Annotated in this window: 12 protein-coding genes and 2 pseudogenes; 7 read left to right on the top strand and 7 right to left on the bottom strand. The window is 68.3% G+C overall.

The window, feature by feature from the left end; translation table 11 throughout:
- Positions 1 to 136 precede the first annotated feature (136 nt).
- Together Van01_RS32100 and Van01_RS32095 are read left to right on the top strand one after the other, a co-directional pair.
- Positions 137 to 697, top strand: coding sequence for an SRPBCC family protein (locus tag Van01_RS32100; protein ID WP_308442439.1), 561 nt, complete (start codon positions 137 to 139; stop codon positions 695 to 697).
- A 143-nt stretch (positions 698 to 840) separates the two neighbouring features.
- On the top strand, positions 841 to 1,197 hold the full coding sequence (locus Van01_RS32095) for a hypothetical protein (RefSeq protein ID WP_204015624.1): 357 nt from the start codon (positions 841 to 843) through the stop codon (positions 1,195 to 1,197).
- Positions 1,198 to 1,463: 266 nt separating this feature from the next.
- On the opposite strand, the gene Van01_RS32090 is transcribed toward Van01_RS32095, so the two are convergent.
- A complete protein-coding gene (locus Van01_RS32090) occupies positions 1,464 to 2,474 on the bottom strand; it encodes a hypothetical protein (protein WP_204015622.1) in 1,011 nt (336 codons plus the stop codon).
- 520 nt (positions 2,475 to 2,994) lie between these two features.
- On the opposite strand from Van01_RS32090, the pseudogene Van01_RS33685 reads away from it, so the two are divergent.
- Positions 2,995 to 3,255: pseudogene (locus Van01_RS33685) on the top strand (GmrSD restriction endonuclease domain-containing protein); the annotation flags it as partial.
- Positions 3,256 to 3,382: 127 nt separating this feature from the next.
- Here the strand turns inward: Van01_RS33685 and Van01_RS32085 are convergent.
- From Van01_RS32085 to Van01_RS32065, 5 genes and pseudogenes are all read right to left on the bottom strand, one after another.
- A pseudogene (locus tag Van01_RS32085) lies at positions 3,383 to 3,865 on the bottom strand (nucleoside/nucleotide kinase family protein); the annotation flags it as partial.
- Positions 3,866 to 3,938: 73 nt separating this feature from the next.
- Positions 3,939 to 4,451, bottom strand: coding sequence for a DUF402 domain-containing protein (locus Van01_RS32080; protein WP_204015620.1), 513 nt, complete (start codon positions 4,449 to 4,451; stop codon positions 3,939 to 3,941).
- 32 nt (positions 4,452 to 4,483) lie between these two features.
- Positions 4,484 to 5,203: a DUF8817 family protein gene (locus tag Van01_RS32075; RefSeq protein ID WP_204015618.1), complete on the bottom strand. Its 720-nt coding sequence runs from the start codon at positions 5,201 to 5,203 to the stop codon at positions 4,484 to 4,486.
- Between the two features lie 161 nt (positions 5,204 to 5,364).
- Positions 5,365 to 5,571, bottom strand: coding sequence for a hypothetical protein (locus Van01_RS32070; RefSeq protein ID WP_204015616.1), 207 nt, complete (start codon positions 5,569 to 5,571; stop codon positions 5,365 to 5,367).
- A gap of 345 nt (positions 5,572 to 5,916) precedes the next feature.
- Positions 5,917 to 6,570, bottom strand: a complete 654-nt coding sequence (locus Van01_RS32065; RefSeq protein ID WP_204015614.1) for a class I SAM-dependent methyltransferase — start codon at positions 6,568 to 6,570, stop codon at positions 5,917 to 5,919.
- A gap of 296 nt (positions 6,571 to 6,866) precedes the next feature.
- On the opposite strand from Van01_RS32065, the gene Van01_RS32060 reads away from it, so the two are divergent.
- Positions 6,867 to 7,769 (top strand): GNAT family N-acetyltransferase, encoded by a 903-nt coding sequence (locus Van01_RS32060; protein ID WP_204015612.1) that lies wholly within the window; start codon positions 6,867 to 6,869, stop codon positions 7,767 to 7,769.
- 848 nt (positions 7,770 to 8,617) lie between these two features.
- On the top strand, positions 8,618 to 9,244 hold the full coding sequence (locus tag Van01_RS32055) for a hypothetical protein (protein WP_204015610.1): 627 nt from the start codon (positions 8,618 to 8,620) through the stop codon (positions 9,242 to 9,244).
- A 93-nt stretch (positions 9,245 to 9,337) separates the two neighbouring features.
- On the opposite strand, the gene Van01_RS32050 is transcribed toward Van01_RS32055, so the two are convergent.
- Positions 9,338 to 10,489 (bottom strand): epoxide hydrolase family protein, encoded by a 1,152-nt coding sequence (locus tag Van01_RS32050; RefSeq protein ID WP_204015609.1) that lies wholly within the window; start codon positions 10,487 to 10,489, stop codon positions 9,338 to 9,340.
- Positions 10,490 to 10,807: 318 nt separating this feature from the next.
- On the opposite strand from Van01_RS32050, the gene Van01_RS32045 reads away from it, so the two are divergent.
- Positions 10,808 to 11,338: a pyridoxamine 5'-phosphate oxidase family protein gene (locus Van01_RS32045; protein ID WP_204015607.1), complete on the top strand. Its 531-nt coding sequence runs from the start codon at positions 10,808 to 10,810 to the stop codon at positions 11,336 to 11,338.
- A 388-nt stretch (positions 11,339 to 11,726) separates the two neighbouring features.
- The gene (locus Van01_RS32040; RefSeq protein WP_204015604.1) at positions 11,727 to 12,485 is read left to right on the top strand and encodes a formylglycine-generating enzyme family protein; all 759 of its coding nucleotides are present in this window, start codon (positions 11,727 to 11,729) and stop codon (positions 12,483 to 12,485) included.
- Positions 12,486 to 12,608 lie beyond the last annotated feature (123 nt).

Here is a 12,608-nt window from a genome sequence, read left to right as displayed (position 1 = left end):
AGACCCCTGCACAGTTGCGTGTGGATCTCCTAATAGTTCAGGCGTGTGCACGGATCTGCCGCACGTGGGTGTGAAACCCGGCCGGAGGCCTGTTGCGGCTCTGGGTCGGTGGTGGTGGTGTCTTGGGCATTCGCACATGCCGCGAACCGCTGTCACCGAGGGCGGCATTGAAGCCGGCCGGTGCCCGCGTGCGTCCTGCCGGGGTGGGGCCTGGACGATGCGCCATGATGGGGCTATGCCACGCACGGACAGAGCCTCGCGGGTGATCGCGGCCCCTCCCGATCGTGTCTACGCTGCGCTCGTCGATCCCGACGCCCTCGTCGCGTGGCTTCCGCCCGCGGGGATGAGCGGTAGGTTCGAACGGTTCGATGCCCGGCCGGGTGGGTCGTACCGGATGGTGCTTACCTACGCGGACGCCTCGACCGCGTCGGGCAAGGCCACCGCGGACTCCGACATCGTCGAGGCGCGCTTCGTCGACATCGTCCCCGGTGTCCGGGTGGTGCACGCCGTCAACTTCGTCGCCGACGATCCCGACTATGCGGGCACCATGACGATGACCTGGGAGGTCACAGCAACCGACGAGGGGACGCGGGTGGACATCCGAGCCGACGACGTGCCCTCCGGCATCTCCGCAGAGGATCACGCGGCCGGGCTCGCGTCCTCGCTGGCAAACCTCGCCGCCCACGTTGAACGGTAGCCCCGTCGCGAGATGGCGGATCTGGACTGAACACGTCCGGCGACACCCGCTCATAGCCGGAGCCGCGCATCACGTGGGGTCACCGTGGCCGGTGGTCCAGTTGGCGTCGGCGGTGCCGGTGACCGGTAGCTCCGGTCAGAACCTTGCTGCACGCCGTCGCCGACCGGCTCACCGGCTACCAGGGGCTACGCCCCCTCGACCACTTCACCGACGACGCGGGCGTGCTCGCATTCACCCGCGGCCCGACCCGATCGGCCCGCAACGAGGGCGACACGGTGACCGAGGTCGGCCGCCTGACCGAGATTCCCGCGCTGCTACCGGACGCACCCGTCCGTGACCCGTCCCGGACGGCAACCTGGGCGTCCGCGCTCGACCGGTTCGCCGGCACCGTCGGCCGCGAGGTCGCCTGGGCGGTGACCGGCAGCGCGCTCCACGGTGTGCGGTGGAGCCGCGCGACATCGACATCGTCACGAACGGCCGGGGCTCGCGGCGATCCATGACCGCATCGGCCACGGCGACATCGACGCGCCATACGAGTCCTCGGGAGCGGCCGCCGACGCCCGGGTGAGCTTCCACCTGGACGGGCGGCCCTCGAAGTGCTGGTGGGTGTGCGGAACCGCCGCCCCGACGGATCGTGGTCACCCAGGGCTGCGGTCGATGACCGGATGATGATTGCAGCAGCCGCTGGGCGCCTGCCTGTGCTGCCCCTCTCCGCCCTCTGGAGCCCGCGCGGCCAGGTACGGATGCGGGGCGGTCGGCACAGTCGTCAGGTGCGGGTCTGCAGCCAGGCCCGGAGGCGGTCCAGCAGGTCCCGGTCGGGCGGCGGCGGCAGGGCTCGGAGCAGTTCGTCCTCGCTCGCCGGCCGCGCCGCCAGCGCCACATCCCGCAGCAGCGACCGGCCGACGGCGACGCCGCCGGTGACGCCGACGTCCACATCACCCCGGCGGAGCACGTACCCGTGGCTGTCCTCGCGCCGGACGTACGTGAGCCCGGCGCCCTCGGACGTGCAGGCGGCCTGGAAGCACGGGTGCCGCCCGGCGAACGTGACGTGCAGCGCCACGCGCACACTGGCGGCGTTGCCAGTGTGATCGGCCGGTGCGTAGCCCACGCCCCGGGGGATGCCGAGTGGCTGGGCCCGGTAACCCGGCAGGCCGACCACGAACAGGTCGGCCGGCCGTTCCTCGGTGGGCAGATCGACGGCGGTCGCCGGGCGTAGCGTGCGGGTTGCGCGGCGCAGCAGGTCGCGGTCGACGGCCAGCGAGCCGAGGACGACGACACCGCGGTCGCCGCGGGTCACCTGGTACCCGTGCTCGACAACCCCGCGAAGATAGACCACCCCGCCCGGTTCAGTGGCGCAACTCTCTACTGTCGGGGCGGCATCGAGGTGCGGCTGGCCGCATTCCCCCCGCGCGTTGCCGACGACCGGGCCGGCGATCACGTTGACGTGGCGCTCCGGTGGCACCGCGGCCGGGTCGGCGGGCACGAAATCCCCGGCGCCCAGTTCACCGCCGTAGGCGGAATCGACGGGGCGGTATCCGGGGACCTCGACCACGTACGCGGCCCGGCGGTCCTGGGCCGCGTACCGCAGCCGCTCGGCGACCTCGCCCGGGCCTGAACGGGCGAGCACGACCACGCCGAGGCCCAGGAGGCCGACCAGCGTGAGCCCGGCGGCGAGCCGCCGCCGCCACCCGCGCAGCAGCAGCCCGGCGACGAGGACGTGTGGCACGCCGCCCAGGAGCATGGTGAGCGTCCTGTCGGAGCTGACGGCGAGCCCCACCTCGTCGGTCCAGCGCCAGCCGAGCCGGGCCAGGGCCAGCCGAGCCGGGCCAGGGCCAGCCCACCGACGAGGACCAGCAGCGCCCAGAGGCCGGGACGGGCACCAAGGACCGTGACGGACGCCGTGGACCGGACAGTCAACCACAGCAGCCCGAGGCCGAGGACGACCACGATCAGCAGCCCGACCAGCACCGCGCCCCAGCCGACGAAGAGCAGCACGGCCAGCGCGGGGATGGCAGTGGACAGCAGCGCCGACCCGAGCAGCCACACCGCGCCGAGCTGCCCCAGAACACGCCGCCCGGGTGCCGACGGGCCGCCCCAGGCCCCCGTGGAGTCCGGCTCCGCACCCATACCGGACGTTGTAGCAGCAGTCCGCCAACCACCGCGATGCGACGAGGACACCAGCCTCTACATCGATCGCAACTGTCGGCGACTTCGGCGACCGCGCCGACGGTTGGCAGTCGTCCGGGACGCCTTCAACACGCGCAGGCGAGCGCAAGAGGTACGTAGCGACGACCGTCGACGGCTATGAGCTGTTTCTCCGGCAACTGCTCGACGACGGCCTCTCCGCCCCGACCGCACCGACCGTACGCATCCGCTTTCCCCAGGTCGAGGGACAGACGATCCGCCAGGTCAGCGTCGCCGCTTCCGGCCGACCCATCTTCGCCAAACCGGCCAAGGGCGGCCCCGGCGCATCAGACTTCTGGGTACGTGTCGGCAACGTGGCCAAACAACTCCACGGCGATGACCTCATCAAGTATCAAGAAGACCACTGGGAGTGAGTGTCCTGTCCAGCCGAAGGTTGCGGACGGCAGGCTGTTGACCAGCGGTCCGAAAGGTGGGTCTGGACGTTCGTCGGCGTGACCGTCCAGATCCACCTTTCGGATTTGTCGTGTCGCGTGAACGTGGTCAGAGTGTTCGGGTCTCCCAGACTGGCTGTTGGGGCTCGTCGTTGTGCACGATGATGTCGGCGTGGTCGGCCGGGTGGGCCGTAGCGAAGTAGAGCTGTTGGGAGGGGATGTAACGCTCGCGCCAGCGGCGTTCGACTTCGTCCTGAGATGACATCTTGCGCTCTCGGATGACGGCACGATCCACGATTTTCTCGAGTGCGGTCGACACGAAGATGCGCAGCTCCCATCGGTCAACCAGTTCCGGGCGCATAAGGAAGACGCCGTCGAAGAGCAGCACGGCGTTGACAGAGGCAGTTGCGGCCGGCGGGGACAACGCAGTATCTGCCGCGCGGTCGTAGACCGCGTGCTGGAAGAGCCGATCTCCACCCGGACCGAGCGGATCGAGCAGGACTCGGTTCAGCGCGTCGTAGTCATGGGTGTCGAAGTAGCAGCCTTCGGCCGAGTACTCGCCGCGCGGATAGCGCTGTGCCCGGGCGAGCAACTCCTCGCGAGTACCTTGATTCATGTCCTGCGCCGTCCTTGTCCGGACATGGCTCGTGAAACCTGTTGCTGAGTTACGTGTCCAGCAGCTCCCACTGCGGGGCCATCGGGAGACCGGCCAAGGTGGCGATGGCGCGAGGCGGGAAGTCGGGCCAGCTGTCACGTCGAGTATCGTGCCGACGGTTGAGATGCCGGTCGAGGAACATCTGCGTTCGGCGTAACCCGTCCATGCCGGTAGTGACATCGAGGTCGCCCGACTCGATCGCGTCGGCGTACTCCTCCAGGTCAAGCACCCGGTATGGATGGTCAGGCGGCCCGACGATGACGTCGATCCAATGGTCATCGACGTGCACGGTGTCACCGTTGTCAGCGACGCTGACAAGGTCGCAATACCACCAGTCGCGCTGCTGCTCCGGGAAGATCACCGGCTGGTTGATCTGAAATCCGGTGTCGAGCAGTACGAAGCTGCGCTGCTCCTGGTCCACTCCCTGCCAAGTGAATCCCCAGTCGTAGACGATGGCGTCGCCGTCGCGGTAGCCGCGTGCGCGGATGCCGCCGTCGCGGATGACGGTCACGGTGGTTGGCATGGGCCGATAATGTCATCGTCCAGGCTGGTGAGTCACCGTAGTGCTGCGGCGAGATCGGCGGCGTTGTCGAACGTGGCTGCCGCTCTTTGGGATTCGTCTTCCGTGAGCGTGACGGAGTGGGCGCGGGTCAGCATCTCGGCCGCGGTGTCGGGGTCGTGCAGCACCATCGCGAGTTCGGCGCGGTAGACCAGGACCTCTACCTGCTCGACGGGGTCGTCGTCGGTTTGCGGGCGGGCCAACGCGCTGTCGAGGATCCGAACGGCCTGTCCGACGTTTCCTCTGGAATCGGCCTGCACGACGGCATTCGCCAGGGCCTTGGCCAGCCGCCCGGCAGGCGTGGCGGCCGGCATGGGTGCGGTGGCGGCGTCTGGGAAGACGCGGATCCAGTTGCCGCCCGGGTCGATGACGCTGAACCCGCCCACCCCGTCGGCGTTCTTCCGCGCCCTGGGCCGGGTCATCCGCGGCGTTCCGGACACCAGGACCTTGCCGTACGCGGCGCGCATGCCGGCGGCGAACGCCGAGTGCAGTCCCTCGATGTCCGCGGTGAGGACGAGACAGGAGCCGTAGGACTGCTCCGGGTCGAACCCGGCGATCTCGAAGAACTGCAGATGCAGGTCTTCCCGCTGCACCGCCACACACGGGTTGGGCTTGCGCTGCTTGTACGTGGCACGGAACCCGAGAACTCCGTAGAAGGTTTCGATGTCGTCAATGGACGCGCACGGCAGCAGGGGAACGGTCCGCTCGTTGGCCATGCCTCCTTCCTAGACGTCGCAGGGTGCCCGCCGCCCATGGAAATAGCCGATCATCACCGCCAGCCACCCGATCGGCTGATGTGGCCCACAAACGGAACGCCGCGTAGACGCCGGTAGCAGCCACAGGTACTGAACATGGCCGTGACCAGGACGTCCGACGATCAGCCGCTTCGACGGTTGCCATATTGGCGAGGAGTCTGCACAGTGCCGGAACGGCCGTGGGCGCGGCTCGCGGTGCCCCCGATGTGCTTGGCGGTGGCTTTGCCCTTGGACCGGCGTGCCGCGCGGTTCTCGAAGGGCTGCGGCTGCTCCTCGGTTCCCGCTTCGGCGTCAGCGGTGGGATCGGCGTCGCTGGTGGGGTCGGTCATCGGTGTCGCCTCGTGCTGTTCAGGACTGGGCTATCCACTGCGGATACGGAAGCCCGGCCGCCGCGATACGCAGACGGTAGCGCGCAGGCCGACGCGGCCCGGAACCGACTGCCCGGGTAAACCGTCCAGTCACGCCAGAGCCCTCGCCAGGGTGATCCAACCACGACGCCGTCCGAGCATCCGGATTGCCGCGAGCCCGCCCGCACTGGCCTGCCGAGCGGACAGGAGTCATTGACAGCCTCCGAACCGGCATCCGCACATGCCGCTGGCCGTGCTCGGTCACCTACCGCTTCTACCTGGAGGAGCGGTTGTTGTCGTTGGACGGCCAGAGGGGAGCGCCGGTAGTCAGATGAAGCTGAACATTCGTGTGCCGGGCGGCATCGGGGGGACGGTTGTGGGGCGGGTGGTGAGTCGGTGCATTCCGACCCGGAATCTGGCGTCGGTGGGGCTGGTGAAGGACATTTCGCTGAAGCCGTTCTCGGCGAGGCAGGCGCGGATGTCGTGACTGGGGTCGTGGCCGTCGTAGGTGCGTCCTCGGGTCCAGATCACGATGCCTTCGGCGGCGACAAGGGTGTGCAGCATTGCGATGGTCCGGCGTACGTCGTTGACCGTGATGTTGCCGAACACGCCGCAGGCCAGGAGCAGATGTGCGGGCTGGATGTTCACGTAGGTGTCCGTCGCGCCGGCGTCTGCGGCGCGAACGTCGATCCGGGGCAGCCCGAGACCGATGGCTGCGGTGCGGGCGCGCTGCGACAGCGCCGGGTCACGCTCGATGAGCAGGGCCTCGACGGTGCGACCGCCGTCATGTTCGGCAAGGACCGGCAGCACATCGCGCCCGTCACCGGCGCAGATGCTGATCAACCGCCGGGCGCCGTGTTCATCGTGGGGTGATTCGGTCAATGCCCGGCGAAGGTCATGCTGAACGACGCGCAGCCTGCGCGCCAGCGAGGAGTTCGGGGAGTCGTAATCCTGGTGCCACCGGAGCCAGTCCTTGGTCACGACGGCATTCAACCAGCAACGAACGATGAGATCCGGAGGGGCCGCCTGCCCCGGCCACGTCCGGTCCCCTGGTTGCCCTGCCCGGGGGCTACGGATGTACGGCGTTCTGTGCGGGCTGACGGGTGGCGGCGATGAGGCGGGCTGGTTGCGGCCCTGGTTGTGCTAGCTTTCTTCGGCGCCCTTGCTGGCATGAGAGGAGGTGGGACCGTGGTCACGATGACTGTCACGTGCTCCCACCCAACCACGAGGGCGTCGAGGGTCTGAACGGGAGCGCATCGCTACCCGGAAGGAACCCCATGACCGACCTGGTCATCCGCCCCCTCGCCGTGAGCGAGGAGGATCTCTTCGAGTCCCTGCCCGATCCTGGCCTGGTTGGGTTCGCCGCCTTCGGCGACACCTACGCCGACATGGCCGCAGCCGGCCAGTACCGTCCGGAGTGGACGTGGGTGGCCCTGCGCGACGGCGTGGTGGTCGCTCGTGCCGCCTGGTGGGCCGGCCCCAACGACGACGAACCGCTGGCCCTGGACTGGTTCGACTTTACCGACATGGAGGCCGCAGTGCGGTTACTGCGCACGGCACCGTTGCGCGCCGAGTACTCCCTGATGCTGCCCACCGGTTGGCGCGAGGATCCTGCGGTCCGGCGGCAAGCCCGGTCCCGCATCGACGCGGCCACGGCCGGCGGCCTGTCACTGCTTGTCGAACGGTACCGATACCGATGGACGCCGGACTGCGGCGTTCCCCAACGTCCGGCTCGCCTGGAGTTTCGGCCCGAGCCCGATGACGCGGCGATCCTTGACGTCTTCCGCCGGCTACATCAGGGCAGTCTCGACGCCCACGCACGCCGCACCATCGCCAGGTCCGGGCTGGACGCGGCCTGCCAGGAAGCACTGGACCACCTGTACTGGAAGCCCAGCCCTCGCGACTGGTGGCGCCTGGCCTACGACCCTGCGGGGGACCTGGTCGGCCTGAGCGTCCCCAGCCGCAACTACGGCGATCCGGTCATCGGTTACATCGGTGTGGTGCCCGAGCACCGTGGCCACGGATACGCCTACGATCTACTCGTCGAAGCCACGCACATGCTCATTGACGAGGGGGCGGAGCACATCGTGGCCGGCACGGACCAGACCAACTTCCCCATGGTCGCCACCTTCGCGAGGGCCGGCTATCCGGTCGCGCAGGAACGCATCGACCTGATCTGAACGGAACGGGCCAGGCCGTCACTGAGGGATATCCGTGGTGGTGTGGGGCGGGCGGTGTCAGCGGCGGTCAGCACTCGCCGACTGCTGCTGCGCCCCAGGGGAGTGCGCGTTGGATGTGCGATCATCAGTGCATGACGACCAGCGATGGTGGCCGATCCTACCGCGGGTCGGCCCTCGTGCATGGTGATCGTCATGCCTGGCTGCAGGTGACGCCAGAGGGCTGGTGACAGCGGAACCAAGCGGACCGGCCCGGTAGCACCTGGCGGCAACGCTGGCGCGGACTCCACCCACACGCGTGCCACGAGCAGATCGGGGTCGCCCGCAGCCGTGCGCCGGCGCGGCGGGCATCCACGCGATGATGATGACTGACAGCATCATGATGCGACATCCGGATCTGTCGCGATCCGATGCTGCCGGATGTGACGGCCTGCCGTCGGCGGCTCGGCCATGCTGCAGACAGCGAACGCGCGGAAAGTGTTGAATACGGTGCAGGCGTCATCGGCACGCGTGGTGGTCGGCCTACGCCGCCGGGACTGAGTTCCTCAAGCGTGCGCCGGTAATGCCCTCGCCGCATCGGCGTGGTCGGTCCGTTGGAAGTCGATGATGGGTATGTCTTTAGCGGGGACACCGTCGATGCTCCAGACCACAGTGCACGATCCGTCTTGCTGGACAGTGGCGGTCGGTTGCGACGGTGCGGTCACCAGCTGGCGACCGTCGTAATAAATACCCTCGAAAAAGGCGGGCGGGCGGCTAAGTACGAGCTCCCGTGTAGCACGTCAACGCCTCGCCGGCGGTGTCCGGCCAGGAAGAAGATGTAGTCGCGTGGGCGGGTAAAGGTGCCCCGCCAGGTGCACGACAGGCGGCAGTGGTCGGCGACGAGTTTCCGGCACGAGGCTGAGCTGGGTGCTTGGTGGGCACTGGGGAGCCAGCCGGCGACGGTGGCGGTGACCGAGGCCCGGCACTGGTACGCGGGACAGCGTGGACCGGACGCCGAGAGCCTGCTGCACGCGTGGCTGTTGTTCGACCACGCTGTCCCGATTGGCGTACGCGGCCGGGGTGACCGGTTCCTGCTGGCCACAGAAGATCCCTACGGCTCCTACGACATGGGGCAGTACGGGCAAACCGAGGTAGGCCCGGCACAACACCCCGATGTGCTGGCCCGGTTCGTCGGCGCCCGACTCACCGACGGTGCCGTGATCGTCGGCCATCACGGCGAGGACAGCTGTGGCCTCGTGTTGCGTTTCGACACCGGCGACCTGACCATCGCCACGCTTGCCGACGAGTGGATCCTGGCCGCCGGGACACCGCCAGCCGCCCTCACCCGGCACAGCATCGTCGGACCCTTCGTCCACGGCACTCCGCCATGCACGGATCTGCCGCCGAGCGGGCGCGCTACCTGCCGGGTGTTACCGTCACGCTCCGTGGCCGGACTCGGTCCGGCCGGCTTCCCGAACTACCGAGTTGAGGGCGTCTGACAAGTGCGAGACGGCATTACGGGTAGCTTCTCACTGTTGGTACGCGAACCCGGCAGCGGGAGCCGGGCCGATATGGCCCGGCTCCCTTGCTGATCAGTACGGGCGGAGCGACGTGAAGAATTGTCTCAGTTCGCCGGCGAGTAGGTCCGGTTCCTCCAGCGGCATGAAGTGTCCGCCCTTCCCTGGTTCGCTCCAGTGCCGGATGTTGGTGCAGGCGCGTTCGGCGATCTCGCGTGGGAAGTTGGCCATTGACGCTTCGGTGCTCACCGTGAACGCGGCCGGCACAGTGATGTCGGGTCGTGGGCTGTTGTGGTCGAAGTCGAAGTACTGCCGGAACGAGGAGCCGATTGTGCCGCTCGCCCAGTACAGGGTGATGATCGTCAGCAGGGTATCCCGGTCGAACCGGCTTTCCAGGTCCCCGTGGTTGTCGCTCCAGTCTCGGTACTTGTCGATGAGCCATGCGGCCAGTCCGGCTGGGGAGTCGGTCAGGGCCGCGGCGATGGTGTCCGGCCGGGTGCCCATGATGGCGCTGTAGCCGCCATCGGTCTGGTCGTACGCCGCGTCGGCATCGAGGTACGCCTGCTCGGCGGGCGACAGCGGGTGGGAGTCGAAGCTTGCCGGGAACGGTGGGTGGATCATATGAATGCCGGCCACCTGCTCGGGATACAGGGCGCCCAGCCAACCGGTGACCACGCCGCCGACGTCGCCACCGAAGGCGCCGTAGCGCTGGTAGCCAAGGACGTCGGTCATCAACTGGTGCAGCGTCTGCGCCATCGCGGCACGGGTGAGCGGACCTTCCGGCAAGTCCGAATACAGAAAGCCTGGCAGCGATGGCACCACCACGTCGAACGCGTCGGCGGGGTCGCCGCCGTGGCGAGCGGGGTTGGCCAGGCGATCGACCAGCGGCAGCATCTCCACGAAGCTGCTGGGCCAGCCGTGGCTCAGGATCAGCGGCAGTGGCGCGGACGCGCCGGCCGGACGCGTCCCGGGTACGCGAAGGAAGTGGATGTGCCGGCCGCCGATCTGGGCCTGGTAATGCGGCAGCGCGTTGAGTTCGGCTTCCCGAGCACGCCAGTCGAACCCGTCGGCCCAGTAGGACATCAGGTGCCGCAGGTAGTCGGGGTCGGTGCCGGCCTGCCACGGCTGATCGCCGCTGCGGTCGGTGAAGCGTGTACGGGCCAGTCGGGTTCGCAGGTCGTCGAGTACCTCGTCGGATACATCGATACGGAACGGGGAGAGGGTCATTGTTCCTCCGGCTAGGAGGGCGCTCCCCGACGCGAAGTCAGCGGACAGGGATGGCCGGGTGGAGCGCCCAGACATGACATTGAGTGTTCACCGGGCTCACCTCCCCTCATCGCTGACGCGGATCATCCTACACGTCCTCAGCTGGCCGCGTAGAACGCGCGTTGCGCCGGCTGCCCGTGTGGTCCGCTGTCGTCCGCAAGCCAGTTGGAGAAATATGACGCAAGGTGTCAGGTTTTGGGTGGAGCATGGGTTCATCGGTCGGGCGCCGGTGAGAGGCGCGACCACGGCACGGACAGATGCGGAGCGACAAGGACCTCCATGCGCGAAACCCCAGAAGATCTCGAAAGGCTCCAAGCTCTCCTTGACGCCTCCCTCGCCGGCTCCACCTCCCACCTCCGTTCGATCATCAACACCGCCCGCACACTGAACGCGGAGCAGCTCACCCAGGTCCTCACCGGCATGTGCACCCTCGCTCTGGCGACTGTGACGGCGAAGGGTGAGCCGCGGATCAGCGGTGTGGACGGGCACTTCCTGCGAGGCAAGTGGTACTTCGGTACGGCGCGCGACGCCGCCAAGGCGCGCCACCTCGCGGCGCGGCCCGCCGTCAGCGCCGCCCATATGCGCGGTGAGGATCTCGGCGTCTTCACGCACGGCAAGGTGGAGATCCTCAACCCCCGAAACGGTGACCAGGCCACGGACTGGCCGGACGTGCTCGCGTACGTGAAGGACTTCTACGGCGACGACCTCTTCGACTGGGACAACGACGTGGTCTACTACCGGCTGCATCCGCACTGGATGACCGTCTATGCCCCAGACATCGTAAAGCTCACCGTGGCGTCCCAGCCCTGATCCACAGCACCGGCCAACCGATGCGCGTCCAAGACCCGCTTCGTCGGAGGTCTCGTTACCGCCTAGCTTCAGCTCGTCGGGAACGTCCCGCCGGTCACGGCCGGCGACCCGACCAAGATCCACGGCGGACGAGTCGATCACGGTGGTCGAGCAGTTTCACCTCGCTTCGAAACAGCCGCTCACGCTCGAATGCTGGTAGCTCTACGTCCCATGATCTTGATCTTTCCCGGGCTACCAAGCGGGCCGCCTGCCGGATCTGCCGCGAATCGCTCGCCACGTAGCGTCTCGTTCAGCTCGGGCGACCGGAGCACGGTTGTAGCCGGTGAGCGCGTGGCGACCGAATGCTCGTGCCTGGCGATGCGGTTGGTGGCTGCTAGCGTTCGGCGCCGTGTGGACCGAGGAGACGGTGGCGGGGCGGCCGGCTTGGCGGCACGTCGCGTCCGGTGTGGTGTTTCGGGAGGTGCCCGGTGGGACCTTCCGGATGGGTTTGTCCGAGGCGGAACTGGCGGCGGTACGCGTCATCGAGCGCGGTGGTGGAGTCGAGGACACTCTTGAGCCGTTCTTCGCTGGCGCGGGGGATGCCCAGCCCGTACGTGAGGTGCGGGTCGAGTCGTTCCTGATCGCTCGGCATCCGTTGACGGTCGCGCAGGTTCGGCACTGGTTGCCGGAGTATGAGGACGACTACGCCGACGTGGAGTCGGGCACGGCTCGGCTTGAGGATGACCTGGATGATCTGCTCGACGCGTTGCCGTTCCGGTTGCCCAGCGAGGCGGAGTGGGAGTACGCAGCCCGAGCCGGCACCACCACCTTGACCTTCCGCGGCGACGGGAAACCGGGCGAGGACCAGGTGCTCGACGACTTCGGTGATGAGCAGCGGACAGCCGCCGCCGAGAACGCGTTCGGGCTGGCCGCGATGGGCTCGGCGAACGAGATCTGCGCCGACGTGTGGATTCCCGGGTTCGCGGGCGCCCCGGCGGATGCCCGCCCACGCAACGGTGACGGTCCCAGCGCGGTACGCGGCGGTGCCGCCGACGTCTACCCGTGGCAGAGCTGCGACGAATGGCTGCTGCTACTCGCCGCCACCCGGTACGAGCACGCCCAGTTCACCGCGGTCCGCCCGGTCGCACCAATGCCACCTCGCCGTTAGCCCCAGCCGCCGGACGAGACAGATGCGCCTAAACGCGCGCGGATCAGCGCTCGCTACGAACGTCGTGGCGTGCTGGGTCCTCCGGCTCACGGTTCTGCCGACGAGAGTGCGTCTGCGAACTAC

Source organism: Micromonospora andamanensis (assembly GCF_016863495.1).
Classification (GTDB): Bacteria; Actinomycetota; Actinomycetes; order Mycobacteriales; family Micromonosporaceae; genus Micromonospora; species Micromonospora andamanensis.
Note: the sequence above shows the minus strand (reverse complement) of the source record. Positions and strands in the feature narration are given on the sequence as shown.